An 18,381-nucleotide genomic window follows, 5' to 3' on the forward strand; every position below is an offset into this window, starting at 1 on the left:
CATAAAGGGAGCATTGCGTGATTTCAGCATCCCATTTTAACCAAATAAAATACCATGAACCATTTAAAGTTTTTTCTTTTCATTTTTCTCACAACATTCCTTTTAAGTACGCTGCAAGGACAGCAAGTGCTTGCGCAAAACCAACTTAAGGGTATGCACCCACAACAACAGATTAATTTTGTTAAAAGGCAGCTCAAAGCCAAAAAAGAGCCATATACCTCAGCTTATAAAGCACTGATCAGCAAAGCAGATTCTGCCTTGCTGGTAGAACAGCATGCAGTAGCAGATTTCAGCATTCCCGGATTTTACCAGGACAAGGATGGCCACCGGAAAACCTCGCTGGCACTTCAGGTTGATGGTTTTTCGGCTTATAGTTGCGCCTTGGCCTATCAACTGAGCGGGAAGGCTAAATATGCCGATAAAGCAATTTATTTTCTCAATGCATGGGCATCTGTTAACAAAAAATATTCACAATTAGATGGTTCGCTGGTAATGTCGTACTCAGGTACTACCATGATGATCAGTGCAGACCTGCTTAAAGATTATAAGAAATGGAAGCCGCAAGATGTTGCGCAATTTAAATTATGGACTAAAAACGTTTTCCGGGAAGCGGCAAATAGCATTCGTTTCCGCAACAATAACTCTGGCGATTGGTCCCGGCTGGCTTCTATACTGGCTGATACCTATCTCGATGATCAGGAAGATTTACAAAAAAATATTGCGCTGATTAAAAATGATCTTTTCGATAAGATTGCTCCTGATGGTCACATGGTTGAAGAAGTAAAAAGACAGGGCAAAGGAATCTGGTATACCTATTTTTCGCTGGCCCCGCTAACGGCTTCGAGCTGGGTGATCTATAACCAAACCGGTGAAAATCTTTTTGCCGCAACAAAAAACGGCGCATCATTTAAGAAATCGCTAGATTATTTGCACTACTATAACCAGCATCCTGAAGAATGGAAATTCTTCAAAAATCCTGCTACGGGAGCGGTGTATACAGAAACGGGCTTCTGGCCGGCCAATCTTCTGGAGGCCATGAACGGCATTTATTCCGACACGGAATATGAGAAATACCTGGCGCCATATCGCCCGATCATGTATCCAAAACACGATTATGCCTGGACTTTTCCAACACTGATGCCTTTACGTTTAAACGGATACCAATAAATCAACCCCAATGAAAAAACATTTATTAAAACCCTTTTTAATGGCCTGTACGTTCTTCGTAGGCTTATCTGCAGTAGCACAACAGCAAAAACAGCCTATGCTGCCAGCACTCACCGCCGATGGTTTCAAACTGGTATGGGCCGAAGAATTTAATGGCAATGGCGCGCCCAATCCGGCTAACTGGACCTACGAGCTTGGATTTGAACGCAATGAAGAATTTCAATGGTATCAACGCGAAAACGCCAGGTGTGAAAACGGAAAATTAATCCTCGAGGCAAAAAGAGAAAAAAAGGCAAACCCCAATTTTAAGGAAGGAAGCAACGATTGGAAAAAAAACCGCAAAGAAGCCGATTATACTTCCGCCAGTATAAAAACGCAAGGACTGCACAGTTGGCTTTACGGCAGGTTTGTGATGCGCGGTAAAATTGATATCCGCGATGGCATTTGGCCAGCCTGGTGGACATTGGGGATAAAAGGGTCGTGGCCTGCAACCGGCGAAATTGATATAATGGAATATTACCGAAAAAAACTACTCGCCAATATTGCCTTTATGGGAGCCGATCGAAAAGATGCCTGGTTTAGCACCGAGAAAAATATCGATTCCCTGGGCGGCCAGGCCTGGGCAGATCAGTTTCATATTTGGCGAATGGATTGGGACGAGAACAGCATTGCACTTTATGTAGATAATCAGCTCTTAAACAAGGTGCCTTTAGATAAGCTGGTGAACCAGAATGGTACCAATATTAATCCTTTCAAACAACCGCATTATATGTTGCTCGATTTGGCAATAGGTGGAAAACAAGGTGGAGATCCTTCAAAAACGTCTTTTCCGGCCAGCTTCGAAGTAGATTATGTGAGGGTTTATCAAAATAATAAATTAGAAAATTAAAATATGAAACACATGAATTTTAGACACTTGCTTTTAATATTAATACTAACTGGCTGTTGCAGATTCAGCGCTTTTTCTGCACCAACGCATGCAAAAAGAGATTCGGTTCTGCAAAAGACTAACATTTTTAAAATGATGCAGCGGGTGGCAGACTGGCAATTGGATACCTGGAAAAATAAAGGTTTTAACCATCGAAAAGCTGACTGGACAAATGGGGCCTGTTACACTGGTATTTTCGCTTTTGGCAACATTAAAGGTAATGAGCATTATCTTAAAACGCTGGTAGATATTGGCGATGAGCTGGGTTGGAATACCGGACATTTGCGCTTCCATGCAGACGACTATTGTGTGGGGCAAACTTATGCTCAGCTTTATAGTAAATTTAGAAAGAAAAAGATGATTGCTCCGTTTATTTTGCAGGCAGACAGCATTGTAAATCAACCACATAATGAGCCTTTAAACTGGAAAAATAAAATCCAAAACAGGGAGTGGGCCTGGTGCGATGCCCTTTTTATGGGGCCTCCTGCTTTAGCTTATCTGAGCACTGCTACCAAAGATGAAAAGTATTTAAATACAGCGGTAAAACTCTGGTGGAAAACCACCGAATTCCTCTACGACCCAACAGAGAAGCTGTTTTTCAGAGATGAAAGTTTCTTTAACAAAAGAGAAAAAAATGGTCAGAAAATATTTTGGTCGAGGGGTAATGGATGGGTTTTGGCGGGTTTGGTAAGGGTGCTGGAAAATACGCCGAAAAACCATCCCGACAGGGCTAAATTGGTACAACTCTACCAAGATATGGTGGGTAAAGTTGCCAGCTTACAGCAGCCAGATGGTAGCTGGCATGCATCATTATTGGATCCTGCGAGTTTTCCGGTTAAGGAGATGAGCGGTACAGGTTTCTTTAGCTATGCAATTGCCTGGGGCTTAAACCATGGGCTTCTGGAAAAGAAGCAATATCTTCCTGTGGTAGAAAAATCATGGAAAGCTCTGGTATCTGCTGTTCATGATGATGGCATGCTGGGTTATGTGCAACCTATTGGCGCAAGTCCGGATGCCGTAAATGCAAATAGTACCGAGGTTTACGGTGTGGGTGCATTTTTGTTGGCGGGAACTCAATTGTATCAATATTTAAAATCGCAGGAGAAGGCTTATAAAAATTAACAAGAATGAAGATTAACATCAAAATACAGCGCGCTCCTTCAGCTAAATCAATAGCTTTTTTTCTGCTGTTGATCTGCCTGGTTACCGATCTTTTTGCTCAAAACCGGCAGGATACCTTACGCTTATTTATCATAGGAAATAGCTTTTCGCAAAACGCTTCGGCCTTTTTGCCACAAATGGCTAAAGAGAGGGGAAAGACCCTCATTATCGGGCGTGCCGAACTCGGTGGACACTCACTCGAACAGCATTGGGGGTATGTAGAAAAAGCAGAAGCCAATGTAGACGATCCCAAGGGCAAACCTTATAATGGTAAATCATTAAAAATGTTATTGGGGCAAGGGAATTGGGATATTGTGACCATACAACAATATTCTTTCCTCTCGGGCGATTCCTCGAGCTATTATCCCTATGCCAACAAACTGGTTGCCTATGTAAAAACACTTCAACCTCAGGCCCGTATCGTCATCCATCAAACCTGGGCTTACCGTTCTGATGCAAAGAAGTTTGGGCGTATAAGTGAAGGCGTAACCGCGAAGAATCAGGAAGAAATGTGGCAAAAATCCCGTGCAGCTTATCATCTCCTTGCAAAACGGATCAATGCCCGTATTTTACCAGTTGGCGATGCTTTCGAAATGGTGGCTACCGAAAAAAAATATGCTTTCAAACCGGATCCTTCATTTGATTATGATCATCCAGTTGTGCCAAATTTGCCAGATCAGACCAATTCGCTAAATATCGGGAACTTCTGGAACAAGGATCAATTAAGTTTCGATCCCAATCACGCCAATGATGCAGGGAAATATTTAGGTGGATTAATCTGGTACAGCATATTATTTAATGATGATTTGAAAAACGTCTCTTTCAAGCCCCAACGGGTATCTGACGACTTTGCAGCTTACCTGAAAAAAGTGGCAAGCAAAGTTGTAGGGAAAGCGCAGGATGGACAATAAGGATATGATATCCACAGATTAAAATGATTTCCGCATTTTTTGCCCTCAGCATCAGTCTGAGGGTAAATTTAATCGAAATAATGCGCTAACTGTACAAAACCAAACCATTTCCGTACAAAAGTGAACCCTATGTAAGGGCTAAGTACTATAGATTTGTGTTAACCAAATAATAAACCCAACTAAGTATGATAACCCATTTCTCAACCATCCCGGCCATTGCCAATGAGGAAAACACAAAGGCTAAACCACAAGTCAGTAAAATAGAATGGCACAGGTATTTAACTGATGTCTCACGGCATAAGGTTTAAGCCAAAACGGCAAAGTCAAAATAATTGAATTTGTAATGCTTTCATATCTCTTTTCTTAAAATTCAGCTGATAAATCTACCCTTTTTTGGGATTTATGAGGACGCTTGTATGGTATCCTGAAGGTGAATTATGCGTGATAAAAAGCGTGACCATTTTAATTCAATTGATTTTGCCTGAAGCATAAGTGTAAATAAAAATGAGGCTGCAACTTTAAAATCAGGTAAAGAAGGCTCATTCTTTTCGAAAAAAATAATTCTAACCATATATCAAATAGATGATAAAAAAATTAAACCTCAGTCCCAAAAGCTGGTTTTTCGTGGTTATTGTGGTGTGGTGTCGGGCACATGCGCTCGCTGCCGAACCCATAAAAATAACCACCAGCGCTGTTACTACATCTCCCAAACTATTGTTTCAGGAAATAACCGGAACCGTTAAGGATGAGAAAAACCAACCCATTCCAGGAGCAACAATTAAAATAAAAGGAACTACCACCGGTGTTCAAACCGATCTGGATGGAAAATATAAAATCAACGTTAACCGAGGTCAGGTACTTGTTTTTTCTACCATTGGTTTTGAAAGCAAGGAAGTAACTATAGGTGCTTCCAGTGTAATTAGTGTAACCTTAACATCTTCAAGTAGTTCGCTTAATGATGTGGTGGTAAATGGTTATTCTACACAAAGAAGATCGGCCGTTACAGCCGCCATCAGTACCGTTTCAGGTGCCGATTTATTAAAAGCGCCAGTAACCAATGTCAATAACGCTTTGGCCGGGCGGGTACCTGGTTTGGTCGTACAGCAAACCTCCGGACGGCCAGGAATTAACGGTGCAGCGCTGTATATCCGCGGACAGGTTTCTCCCTCAGCAACAGCACTCATTATTGTGGATGGTGTTGAGCGGACTTCTTTCGGCGATATTGATCCAAACGAGATCGAAAGCATTAACATACTTAAAGATGCATCATCTACCGCTTTATACGGTTTAAAAGGCGCCAACGGCGTATTTGTAATCACCACGAAAAGGGGAGTTGAAGGGCCTGCAAGGGTAACCCTTTCTGGTAACGTGGGCATTGTCAGTGCCACATCCCGTCCTGAGATTTTGGGCGCCTACGAAAGTGCGATGTTGCTTACCGAAGGCCAGCTTAATGTTGGTGAAGCCCGCACATTTACCGATGAAGATTTAGCCACATTTAAGGCCCGAAACGGTAATCCGTTGCTTTATCCAAATGTAATGTGGTACGATGAACTCGTTAAAGACCATTGGATGCAGAACCAGCAGAACCTGACAATATCAGGCGGTAGTGAAAAAGTAAAATATTTTACCTCTTTTAGCCACCTGCGCGAAGATGGAAATTTCAAGGAATTTAAAACACCTTTAGATTATTCTACCTCGCCGAGCTATAGCCGTTATAACTTCAGGGCCAGGGTTGGCATAGATCTTACCAAGACTACAAATTTTGAAGTTAACCTTGCAGGCAGAAACGAGCACCGCTACAGTCCTGCAGGCATGAGCGAACACAATGACCCTGCTGGTGTGGTGAGCAATGGTATTGAAGGGCTTGTGGGCAGGGCGCTGAAAATGCCGTCGTGGGCAGCCCCATTTTTTAAAGAATATACCAACTCCGACGATCCTAGAGTGATTGCGTTGGATGGAAACTATAACCACATCGTAAATTATGGACTTGGTGGGGTAAATGCCTTCAATCCTTACGCTTTGTTAACCTATGGAGGATATGCTTTTACCGATAACAACATTGCCGAATCAATTTTTACGGTACGCCAAAAACTTGATTTTATAACAAAAGGCCTGAGTTTAAAAGCCCAGTTTGGTTATGATGCCACACAATTATCAGGAAAGTTGCAAAGAGGCAGTACAGGATACCTCGAGCTAAATCGGTCAACTTTAGCGCTTACACCAGTTGGAGGAACTTACAATGATTTTTTTGGCGCACCAGCTTATTCAAGAAGTGGGTTCACCAAAACGAACTTACAGCTGTTTTTAACCTATGGCAGATCATTCGGTAAGCACAACTTGAGTGCTAATTTAATCGGTCAGCGCGAGCTTCAAGGCTCAGCCGCTGCCGCCGCCCCATATGCTAATCAAGGTATTATTTCAGAAGCAACCTATAACTATGGTAATAAATACTTTTTAACAGCCAGTGCTACTTACAACGGTTCGGAGAACTATGCCAAAGGCTATCGTTATGGCTTCTTTCCGGCTGCAACTGTAGGCTATAATCTGGCCAATGAAGAATGGATGAAAAAGTTTACCTGGATCAGTATGCTCAAAATACGTGGTTCGATTGGAAGGGTAGGGATTCCCAGTCCGGGTACAAGCCGGTTCTATTACCAGAATAGGTTTGGGGCAGGGGCAAATGTCGTATTTGGAAACCCAAACAGCAATTTCAGTGCGCCAACCTATACCCAATTGCAATATGGTAATCCATTTATCACCTTTGAGATCTCGTTAAAAAGAAACATAGGGCTTGATCTCTCTTTATTTAAAGATAAACTGAATATCACGGCAGACCTTTTTGATGATGAGCGTTCGGATATTTTAACGACCCGATCAGCAACAAGTTTTGCCACTTATGGAGCCACGGTTCCAAGTACCAATTATGGCATCAATTATAACCATGGATATGAACTTTCAGTAACTTATCGCAATAAGATTAATGAATTTAACTACTCCTTCACCGGAAACCTGAGTTATGCACGTAACCAGCGCAGGGTACTAGACGAGGCTCCCGGCCTTGCAGAGAACCTGCGGGTATCAGGCAGGCCTATCGGTACTTATTTCGGATACCATGTGCTTGGCTTTTATGCAGACCAAAAAGACATTGACAGCAGTCCGCTAAACAAAATAACGGCATATCCGTCTATACCCGGCGATTTTAAATATCAGGATGTAAACGAAGATGGCATAATCAATAACCAGGATGTAGTGGCCATTGGGCATCCAAACATCCCTGAATACAATGCCAGCTTGAATATGCAGTTCGGCTATAAGGGATTTCAGTTGTCGGCATTGTTTAATGCGGTAACCAATGTGAGTTCTAACGTAGTGTTCCAAAGCGGTGGCCTTAACCAGTATTATGCACCGATGCTGGAAAGATGGACGCCTGGCAATACCAACGCCAGCTGGCCGGTAATCCGTCCGGGCCTGAATGCAAACCCCAACGAAAGTTTGAACGATTTTACCTTGCAGGATGCATCTTACATCAAGCTGCGAAATGTGCAGCTCAGTTACAGTTTGCCTAAAAAATGGATAACCAGACTTCGGTTAAGTAGCCTTACGGTATTTGTTAGCGGGCAGAATTTAAAAACATGGACTAATTTCTATGGTATAGACCCTGAAAATAGCTTGTCGGGAAATGCTTATGCTTCATCCGTTGCCACTATTCCAACCACCAAGGTCTTCAATTTTGGGCTTAATTTATCACTCTAATTAAAGGTATAATCATGAAAAAAATCATATATCTCTTGTTTTTAGTCGCCTCGTTAATTGGTTTTTCCTGCAAAAAGGATTTTCTACAACGAGATGTGGGGATCCAGAGCGACCTCGAAGAGGTTTTTAAAGACCCCTTGCTGGCTTCCCGTTTCGGCGATTTTACTTATACGTTTTCCATTTCAGATTATGGCCGCCTGAGCGGTTACAAGGGCATGACCTCACAATTTACAGATGAATCTATTGTCAATAACGGTCAGATAGAGGTTGCCGCGATGAATAGCGGCCAGTTTTTAGACCCAGGGGCTTCAGATGTAACAGGGATTTATGCCCAAATGTACAGAGGAATCCGAAATGCAAACCTGATGCTGGCCAACATGGACAAAACCCCATGGACAGATCTTTACAATCCCAATTATATCAAAGGTGAGCAACTTTATCTCCGGGCATATTTTTATTTTGAGCTTTTAAGGCGCTTTGGCGGGGTGGTTATATTAAAGCAGCCTCAGGATTTTACTGAAGCTTCAACAGACCTTCCCCGCGCGAGTTATGCAGAAACATTAGGGCTGATTTTGAGTGATCTGGAGCAGGCCATCACACTATTGCCATTAACCAATGCCGATTGGCCGAATCCTGCTGCACAGTCTAACAGGGCTACAGGCGCTGCAGTTATGGCGCTTAAAGCAAGAGCGTTGTTATTCGATGCCAGCCCGTTAAATAATCCCAACAATGATTTAGTTAAGTGGAAGAAGGCCGCAGAGGCATCAAAAGCAATTATAGACCTGAATAAATTTTCACTCGAGCCCAACTATGCAAACGTACTCACTGTGGCAAACTCTAATGAATACATCCGGATCTGGCCACGCGGAGGGAGAGGGTTTATTGGTACCTACCTCAGCGATTTTTTGATTCCTACAAGTTATGGGGGGGCACAATCTAATCTTTCGCCAGTTCAGAATCATGTTGATCTGTATGAAATGGCGAATGGCAAACCGATTACCGATGCCACGTCGGGATACAATCCGCAAAATCCTTACCTCAATAGAGATCCACGGTTTTATGTCAACATTCTTTATAATAATGTTACCTGGCAGGGGCGTGCGGTACAAACCTGGCAATCAGAGCCCAATGCACAGGGGATTATCACTTATGGAACGGATATCAGTACGGCTACCTCCATTACTAAAACCAGCTATTACCTGAAAAGATTGTGGCCTGAAGCTTCGCGTTCGGGCTCTACTGCATCGGCGCTTCTGAATTATGTTTTCTACAGGTATGCCGAAGTACTGATTAATTATGCTGAGGCTTTAAATGAAGAAGCAGGAGCAACTGCCGAAGTGTATAACGCGGTGAACGCCATTCGTTTGCGGGCTAAAATGCCGGTTTTGCCAGCTGGCCTCAGCCAAGCTGAAATGCGCGAGCGCATCAGAAATGAGCGTGCCATAGAATTTGCTTTCGAAGACATGCGCTGGTGGGATATACTCCGCTGGAAAAAAGGACCGGAAATCGTGGCGCAGCCAATGAAAGCCATGAAGGTGATTAAAAATGCCAATGGATCATTCAGCTACAGCGTAATAGAATTGCCCGCATTTAAAAAGGTGTTCAACAATAACATGTATTTATACCCGATCCCGAGAGCAGAAATGAATAAAACCAGCGGCGCTTTAAAACAGAATCCAGGCTGGTAATCATTCAGTTATATATAATTTAAAAGATAAGAAATGACAAGATATACTAAATGTTCAGGCATAATTTTGGGCATCATATGCTATCTGTTTACCTGCACAGCTTTAGCACAAAATACAAATCAGAAGGTGTCTATCACAAAGGAAAACGATGGACAGACAGACTCAACTAATAAATTGATTGAAATTCCCTTTGGCACCCGCAGTCGGGAAGAAGTAAATTTTGCCCAGAGTTCGCTTCGCTATAACCAACTTACAAAAGTGCCCATCAGTAACCTGTCTGGTTTACTCGCCGGAAGATTAAGTGGTTTTTTGTTCAGATGGACAGGTAATCAACCTGGTGGCGGCAATGTATCCTATCAGATCCGTGGAAGGTCATCTTATGCGCAGGGCTCAACACCGGCTTTTTTGGTAGACGGAATTGAACGTGATTTCGAAGATATGGATATCAGCGAAATTGAAAGCGTAACTGTATTAAAAGATGCTGCTGCTTTAAACTGGTACGGACTAAATGGAGGCAATGGTGCCATTCTGGTGACAACCAAAAGAGGCAAAATTGGAGAAAACCTGATCTCTTTCGATGCCCAGGGCGGTTTTCAGTCGGCCAACAACCTGATCAAACCCTTAAATGCCTACGATTTTGCCACCCTGTATAATCGCGGCTTAACCAATATCGGGCAAACGCCAGCCTACAGCGAAGCAGCCCTCGAAGGGTACAAAAATCATACAGATCCCTATTTGTATCCTGATAACAATTATTTAGATCGTTTTCTAAACAAACGGGCTGCTACCCAAAGGTATGCACTTACCTTTAGTGGCGGGAGCAACAAGGTGCGTTATTTTAGCTCTGTTAGTTACTTTAATCAGCAAGGACTTTTTAAAGAAACAGAAACGCCCAATTACGATTCTAATTACGGTTATAAACGTTATAACTTCAGGATCAATCTGGATTATGATGTGACTAAAACGCTTACGTTGACTTTGTTGGCAGGGGTTAGAAGTGAAGTACGGAATGATGTTGGAGATGGTACTGCAACAGTATTTAACAACTTGTATAATCTGCCGCCAAATGCGTTTCCTATTTTAAATGCGGATGGATCTTACGGTGGAACTTCACTCTTTCAGAATAATCCACTTGGCCAGTTACAGGGCACAGGATTTTCGCGTACCACCACAAATATTTTACTGGCCAGTATCATGGCCGATCAAAAACTGGATTTTATAACGAAAGGCCTTTCTGCCAACTTATTCTTCTCTTACGATGGTTATGGTAATTATGGAGACGGATTATCTGAAAATTATGCAGTTTTCAATCAAACAGTTACCCCAATACAAACCTATCGTACACCTGCGGTAATTGCTTACAGAACTGCAGCGTTCCAAACCAATACCAAAAACAATGAGCTCTGGTTTGGCTTCGATTATAACAGGACCATCGGCACAGATCATCAAATAAAAGCCAATATACGTGGACAGCAATATGTAAGTGCAGCGGTAGATCGGTTAGATTATCGTTCCCGTATGCTTGTTGGGCGAGCAGATTATAGTTTCAAACAGCGCTATATGCTGGGTTTAATAGCAAGTTATTCCGGATCAGAAAATTATGCTCCGGGAAGACGTTTTGGGTTTTTTCCGGCGGTATCGGCAGGATGGCTTATCTCCAAAGAAGATTTTCTTAAAGATGCCTCTGCAATCAGCTACCTTAAATTAAGAGGATCTTATGGCCGTTCGGGCAATATCGGACCAACTTATGATGCCAGCGGGAATGTGGTAAGGCTGCCTTACCGTACGTTGTTTACCAGAGATGCTGGGCCATTTCTCGGTTCTACTTTTTCTACTTCAACAACAGCAAGATTGGTAAGCCCTGCCGGTAACCCGTTAACCACCTGGGAAAAGGTTGACCGCTTAAATTTGGGTACAGATGTAGACTTTCTCAAAGGAGCACTTTCGTTCTCTTTTGATTATTTTGATGAAAAACGGACAGACATTTTAGGGCCTGCAAATTTACCAGGTATTGTTGGGATAGCCATTGCACAGGTAAATTCAGGGAAGGTAAGCAGTAAAGGATTTGATGCCAGCGGTGCATTTAATAAAAGAATCGGCGAAGTGTTAATCAGTACGAACGCCAACTTTACCTATGCCAAAAACGTGATCTTGGAAAGAACTGAAAACGTATTGCCCAATCAATCTACAATAGGACGCTACGTAAATGGTGGAAATTATTACCTGGCTGAAGGTATTTTTCAAAACCAGGCTGAAATTAATGCAAGCCCAAAGCAAACCTTGTCGAGCCTCGTAGTACCTGGCGATCTTAAATATAAAGACGTTAACAACGACAATCTCATAGATGCAAATGATGCTGTATCAAGCGACTATACCGATATTCCGAAAGTATATTATGGCTTTGGTTTTAACATCAGGTATAAACAGTTTGATCTCGGCGCACAGTTTCAAGGTGTAGAAGGGCGAACAATTGATCTTTCCGATATTATGTATGCCGGCCCTAACGGATTGAACCAGTTAAGCTTAGATAGCTGGACACCCACCACTGCAGCTACGGCAAAATATCCACGTGTTGGAATTTCAGATAATGGGAATAATACCGCAAACTCTACCTTTTGGTTGTATTCAGGTGATTTTTTGAAGCTTAGATCCGCCGAAATCGGTTATAGTACTTCAAATAAACTCAATCAACGCTTACGTTTTAAAGGCGCCAGGATATTTGTAAGTGGCAATAATATTTTTACCATTTCCAAACTCAATGCGCTGGATATTGATCCCGAAACACCCAATGCAGGTCGTTTTTCCTCTTATCCCTATGTAAAAACCTTTGCCGTGGGCATAAATGTCAAATTTTAATTCAAAATGAAGATGAAAAAGAAACTATATGGTATGTATATCCTTCTGGCCGTTTTGCTAATGGGCCTTGGTGCTTGTAAGGATGAATTTTTTGAACCTTCATACAGTGAAGGTCCCGTAAGTGAAGAAGCAATCTGGAATACCGACAGGCGTGTACGGGAGTATTTGAACAACGGATACAATTATATGCTGGCCAGATACAATGTTGACGGTTCGGGCGCATTAATGGCCAGCGGAAGTGACGAAGCCGTAAATTCAAATTTAAATAGCAACGTTAATGTTTTCAATAATGGTAACTGGAGCAGTTTAAGGACCTTCGACGAACAATACACCAACCTTTATACTGGATTATGGGTGGTAAATACATTTCTGGAGCGATCGCCCACGGCGGTTATCTTTCCGGCAAGCGATCTGCCCGCGCTAAGGGGAGAGGCCTTCTTTCTGAGGGCTTTATTCCATTATGAATTATTTAAGCGGTATGGCGGAATCGTGCTCGCCACCAGATCCTTTTCGCCGATAGAAGATCTTAACCTTCCACGAAATACGGTTGATGATGTGGTAAAACAGATTGTTAAAGATTGCGACTCGGCAATCAGCCAGATTCCTGCAGCTTCTACCAAAGATTGGGATGCGGCCAATTACGGTCGTGCTACAAAGGCCGCTGGAATGGCACTAAAAGCCAAAACGCTGTTGGTTTATGCAAGTCCGCTTTACAATCTAAATAATGACCTGCAGCGTTGGCAAAATGCCGCAAAAAGTGCAAAAGATTTAATGGACTTAAACAAACACAGCTTGTTGAGCACGGCGTTATTCCCTAGCTTATGGGACTATACCACCACCGCTACTTCTTACAACAACGAGGTTATTTTCGCCACACCGGCAAGCAATACCAATACAATAGAGTCAAATAACGCACCCATTAGCTTCACCGGCGGGTTGGGAAGAACAAACCCTACACAGAACCTGGTCGACGCCTTTGAAATGACCAATGGCAAAGCCATAACGGATCCTTCATCAGGTTATGATCCGCAAAATCCGTACGCCAACAGAGACCCTCGTTTAAACCAGTTTATCGTGTATAATGGGGCAAATTTTAAAACGGGAAGTTTAACCCGTGCGGTGGAAACTTATGAGGGAGGTCGGGATAATGTTCCTTCTAATGTAAACAGTACAAAATCAGGCTATTATCTACGTAAATTTCTAAGTGGCAATGCAACTTATAACATCACAGGTACCACAAGCGTAAGAAGGCCCTGGGTTTTGTTTAGGTATGCAGAAATCTTACTGATCTATGCAGAAGCTTTAAATGAATTTGGCGGTCCGAACGCAGAAGTTTATAATGCCATAAACGCTGTGCGTACCCGGGCTGGGATGCCCGCGCTGACCGGGTTGACACAATCTCAAATGCGCGATCGCATTAAAAACGAACGCCGCGTAGAATTATGTTTTGAAGAACAGCGGTTTTTTGATGTGAGGCGATGGAAGGATGGGGAAAGTAATTTTAACGGACCCGTTAAAGGCATAAAAATTACCAAGGTGGGTACTACTTTAGCTTATAGCCCTTTTGTAATTGAAAACAGGACCTTTACCAGTAAAAACTATTGGTATCCTTTTCAGCAGTCTGAAATCAATAAAGCAAATAAACTGATTCAAAATCCAGGTTATTAAGTATGATGTATAGATTAAAATTTTCTCCCCATCAAAGCAGATTTGTAATTACCGATTCGGTAAGAAAAACGCTGATTTTTTTGCTTGCGCTAATCCTATTTTCAGGTAGCGTATATGCGCAGAAAACGGATAAGTTTATGGGAGAAATTGTCAATTATGATGAAAGCACTGTTCCGGCCTACACCTTACCCGAAATACTGCTCACCACAAAGGGAGAAAGGGTGAAAAACACCTCGATTTGGGAGAAAAAGCGAAGACCTGAACTTTTAGCTCTTTTTGAAGAACATGTTTATGGAAAAACACCCGGTAGTTTTGATAGCTTGAAGTTTATGGTAACCAATGAAAAAGCTGATGCCATGCAGGGAAAGGCTCATTTGAAAGAGATAAAGATTACCGCCTGGAATAAAGGGAATTCGATATCCTTTCCTGTGGTGCTCTTTATTCCAAACAAACGGAACAAACCAGCTCCTGTATTTTTACTGATCAACAACCGGAGCAGCAGAAATATGGATCCAACAAGAGTAGAAAAGAGTACTTTTTGGCCAGCAGAGCTGTTGATCGACAGCGGTTATGCTATTGCTGCTTTTCATCATGGAGATGTAGCCCCTGACCGTAAGGATAGCTATCAGAATGGTGTATTGGCGCATTTGTTTCCGGCAGAACTGGAAAAAGATAATGGAATGAAAGCAATCGGCGTATGGGCTTGGGCCGCAAGCAGAGTAATGGATTACTTCAAAACCGATAAAGCAATCGATTTTAACAAAGTTGCGCTCGTTGGGCATTCCCGGGGTGGTAAAACGGCTTTATGGGCCGCCGCCCAGGATCAACGTTTTGCAATGGTGTTTAGCAGTTGCTCAGGCAGTACGGGTGCATCGCTTGCAAGGCGTAAATATGGCGAAACAATAAGCCTGATCAATAAACAGTTTGGTTATTGGTTTAATAATAATTACAAGAAATATAGCAATGATGTAAACAGCCTGCCGGTTGACCAGCATATGCTCATTGGTCTCATTGCTCCACGGCCAGTGTATACCACCAATGCTACCGAAGATAGATGGGCAGACCCTTACGGCTCGTTTTTGTCATTAGTGAAAGCCAAGCCTGTTTACGATCTCTATGGTAAAAAAGTTAACCTTCCAAAAGATATGCCCGTAGTGAACAGTCCCATAATTAATTCGGCTATGGGCTACCATTTCAGGGAAGGAAAACACGACCTAAATGTTTACGATTGGACAAATTTTATCCGCTTTGCCAAACTCCATTTTTAGTTATCCTATTGGATAGATGATGAGGCAAGTCGCTATTTTACAATATGTTGTGATAGCATAGCCTAAAAGATAAGATTGGTTAGTTTTAGTTAACGGAGGAATGCTGCAAAGCGCCTCCGTTTTTTGTTTTCTGGTGATATGCAATGGTTTACCAATATTTTTTGAAGGCGAATGCCCGTTCTAATACCATTCAGGGCAAATTTTTTCTTCTTGTACAAAATTGAACCATTTCCGTACAAAAACGAACCCTTTCGCGCCCTCTTGTCGTGTATTTTTATCACAACCAAATTATATTCTTATGAGCCAATAGCTAAGTTCCCTTAACCCAAAGCAAGGTGAAATGGGAGGCTAAGTGTATTAAATGCGTCCAGATTGGATGCATTAAAGATCTCTTTTGCCTTTCCTAACCAGCGTAACACCGTACGCTGATTACCGATTTTTTTAAACCCCATCATTTTAATTCGAAACAACGATCTGTCGACAATCGCGCTTCGATTTATAATGTCTCTTTACGTCAATCCCTTATTTAGGTAGCAACTGGTGCAAATGTAATTTTAGCAAAGGCAAAAATTGCCCTCTGCTTGAAGCATTGCTGCATTCAAATTTAAAGAATTTTTAAATCCAATAATTTAATGTTTATTACTATGAAAAAACCAAATTTAGAGAAGACCGGAAAGGTCGCTTTGCTGGCATTATTATGCTTGCAAATGCTTTCGTGTACTAAAAACAAAGACGAAGATCTTTTAGAAACCTTTAACAACGGAGCACAAAAAATGGCTGTTGTTGGTGCCGCCAATAATGTACTGATCAGGCCCGTATATAACAGTACAGCTGTATTGCGTAATCCGTTAAATGGCTGGGTGATGTATGCAAAGCGAGATGCTGTTGATACTTATTGGGATAGTCAATTTTACGTGCCAGAATTGGGCAGAAATGTAAAGGCTATTGATTACGCATCCGCCTGTTACATCCGTACAAGCTGGCGATCGCTTAATCCCAGTCCCGGCGTTTATGCCTGGAGAGACTTGAGCTCGCAGATTGGTAAATTAATTAATGGGGTTAAAACCAGGGGATTACCCATCGCGTTCCGGATCGTTGTAGACGGGCGTGATCAGGGAGAAAATACACCTGCTTTTGTGTTTAACGCCGGAGCTGGATATTGGTTGTCAAACCCCGCCGCGCCTACACAGAAAACCCCTTACCCTCAAGATCCGATATTCAGACAATACTATAGTACTTTCATAGAAGAGCTGGCAAAAGACTTTAATGATCCCGTTCGTACCTCTTTTATTGATGCCTATGGCTTGGGCAAGTGGGGAGAAGCCCATAATACGGTATATGCAGCCCCGGGTGTGTTAACGGCCGCACAAACAGAGACGGTAAAGGAAGAGACTTTAGACTGGATTATGGCATTATACAACAGGACATTTACCAAAGTGCCGCTGGTGATCAATTACCATAGATTAATAGGTCATCCTACGAGTTGGGGGGCAGCAAACGCCAATAGCGACAGGTTACTGGTTAAAGCGATCAATCGAGGGTATAGCTTGAGGCATGATGCCTTTGGAATGACCGATTATTACCAAAGCTGGGAGAAAAATTTTGCGGCAACCTGGAAACATAAACGTCCGATTATTATGGAGGGAGGATGGATTGTGAGTGGTACCCACCGTTACTGGATCGACTCAAGCGGACAATATCGCGAAGGGCATCCTGAAGATGTAAGGCTGGGTGAATTTAACAGGTCGGCCGAAGCTGCGGTAAACATGATGGATTTTAGGGTTGGGGAAACAACCTCCTGGTTTCAGACCAGCTTTCCGCTGGTACAACGTTTTAATGCAGAAGGAGGCTACCGGTTATATCCTGATGAGTTATCGTTGCCAGATGCAATTGCCAATGGTGCCACGGCTACTTTGAGCCATCGCTGGAAAAACATGGGCTGGGGGTATTGCCCTAACAATATTCCTCAGTGGAACTATAAGTATAAAGTTGCCTTTGCTATTCTGGATACTGCCGGTGTGGTAAAAAAACTTTTTATCGACGAAAACGGAGACCCTTCTAAATGGCTGAAAGATAATCCTATCACTTATAATTTCACCACAACGGCAATCAATTTGCCTCCTGGCACCTATAAATGGGGGGTTGCCATTATCGATAAAACAAATTTGAATAAACCGGGTATTGCACTTGCTGTAACCGGCACCTTTAAAAATGGATGGCTTGAACTCGGTAATCTGCAGGTACAAGCAGAGGCGCCCATTGGCCAAACGGTAAAATTAAAAGGCCCCAACAATATGTTTGTATCCGGCGAAAATGGGGAAGCACCAATGAGATGTAACCGTGCGAACGCGTCTGGCTGGGAAACCTTTGCCATTGTAGATGCAGGCGGAGGAAAAGTTGCCTTGCGAAGCATGAACAAATATGTATCCTCAGAAAATGGGGCTACTACCGGGATAACCTGCAGCCGAACAACCATCAGCGATTGGGAAAAGTTTGATTGGGTGGTTAACGCCAATGGCAAAATCTCACTTAAGGGGAATAACGGTAAGTATATTTCTTCTGAAGGTGGGCAGTCGGTAATGAAATGTAACAGGGAAACTATCGCAGGCTGGGAAGCTTTCGCTTTGGAGTAGGCGTAAAATCACTCAGGTGAAACTGTCGTCATTGCGACTTTTTCAGCCGACGAAGCAATCTTTGTAGCGTTGATCGCTGTCATGAAAGATTGCTTCGCCGTTCCTCCTCGCAATGACGTATTTTCACTATTCTGGTCTTAGCGTCTCCAATGCTATTAAGTTAAGGGTTTTTGGATTTTGAGATAGTTTTTTTTAGTATATTTATATACAATCAAAAAAGATACATGAGTTTAATTTCCAGCAATATTTCCAAGGAGAAACATATCGTTTCTCCTAAAAAAAACATGTGATTTTATTCAAAAAAATCCGACCCCTGGGAAGTATATTACCAAAGCAAAGTTTTTCATC

The 18,381-nt window shown here is 42.5% G+C and carries 10 protein-coding genes; all 10 read left to right on the forward strand.

Features of this window, described 5'->3' with window-relative positions; translation table 11 throughout:
* Window positions 1-54: 54 nt before the first annotated feature.
* The 10 genes from LQ201_RS24240 (at window position 55) to LQ201_RS24285 (ending at window position 18,033) form a co-directional block, all read left to right on the forward strand.
* Window positions 55-1,167, forward strand: coding sequence for an alginate lyase family protein (locus LQ201_RS24240; protein WP_230146241.1), 1,113 nt, complete (start codon window positions 55-57; stop codon window positions 1,165-1,167).
* Window positions 1,168-1,177: 10 nt separating this feature from the next.
* Entirely contained in the window at window positions 1,178-2,056 is an 879-nt protein-coding gene (locus LQ201_RS24245; protein WP_230146242.1) for a family 16 glycosylhydrolase, read from the forward strand.
* A gap of 132 nt (window positions 2,057-2,188) precedes the next feature.
* Window positions 2,189-3,217: a glycoside hydrolase family 105 protein gene (locus tag LQ201_RS24250; protein ID WP_230146708.1), complete on the forward strand. Its 1,029-nt coding sequence runs from the start codon at window positions 2,189-2,191 to the stop codon at window positions 3,215-3,217.
* A gap of 5 nt (window positions 3,218-3,222) precedes the next feature.
* On the forward strand, window positions 3,223-4,167 hold the full coding sequence (locus tag LQ201_RS24255; protein WP_230146244.1) for a DUF4886 domain-containing protein: 945 nt from the start codon (window positions 3,223-3,225) through the stop codon (window positions 4,165-4,167).
* 582 nt (window positions 4,168-4,749) lie between these two features.
* Window positions 4,750-7,920 carry a TonB-dependent receptor gene (locus LQ201_RS24260; RefSeq protein WP_230146245.1) on the forward strand — a complete coding sequence of 1,057 codons (3,171 nt, stop codon included), beginning with the start codon at window positions 4,750-4,752 and terminating at the stop codon, window positions 7,918-7,920.
* A 14-nt stretch (window positions 7,921-7,934) separates the two neighbouring features.
* Window positions 7,935-9,608, forward strand: coding sequence for a RagB/SusD family nutrient uptake outer membrane protein (locus tag LQ201_RS24265; RefSeq protein ID WP_230146246.1), 1,674 nt, complete (start codon window positions 7,935-7,937; stop codon window positions 9,606-9,608).
* 126 nt (window positions 9,609-9,734) lie between these two features.
* On the forward strand, window positions 9,735-12,464 hold the full coding sequence (locus LQ201_RS24270; protein WP_230146247.1) for a SusC/RagA family TonB-linked outer membrane protein: 2,730 nt from the start codon (window positions 9,735-9,737) through the stop codon (window positions 12,462-12,464).
* 12 nt (window positions 12,465-12,476) lie between these two features.
* A complete protein-coding gene (locus tag LQ201_RS24275; RefSeq protein ID WP_230146248.1) occupies window positions 12,477-14,132 on the forward strand; it encodes a RagB/SusD family nutrient uptake outer membrane protein in 1,656 nt (551 codons plus the stop codon).
* Between the two features lie 2 nt (window positions 14,133-14,134).
* Window positions 14,135-15,400, forward strand: a complete 1,266-nt coding sequence (locus LQ201_RS24280) for a S9 family peptidase (protein WP_230146249.1) — start codon at window positions 14,135-14,137, stop codon at window positions 15,398-15,400.
* Between the two features lie 644 nt (window positions 15,401-16,044).
* Window positions 16,045-18,033 carry a DUF4832 domain-containing protein gene (locus tag LQ201_RS24285; RefSeq protein WP_230146250.1) on the forward strand — a complete coding sequence of 663 codons (1,989 nt, stop codon included), beginning with the start codon at window positions 16,045-16,047 and terminating at the stop codon, window positions 18,031-18,033.
* The last annotated feature ends 348 nt before the right edge of the window (window positions 18,034-18,381 follow it).

The organism is Pedobacter sp. Bi126, from assembly GCF_918698245.1.
Lineage (GTDB): Bacteria > Bacteroidota > Bacteroidia > Sphingobacteriales > Sphingobacteriaceae > Pedobacter.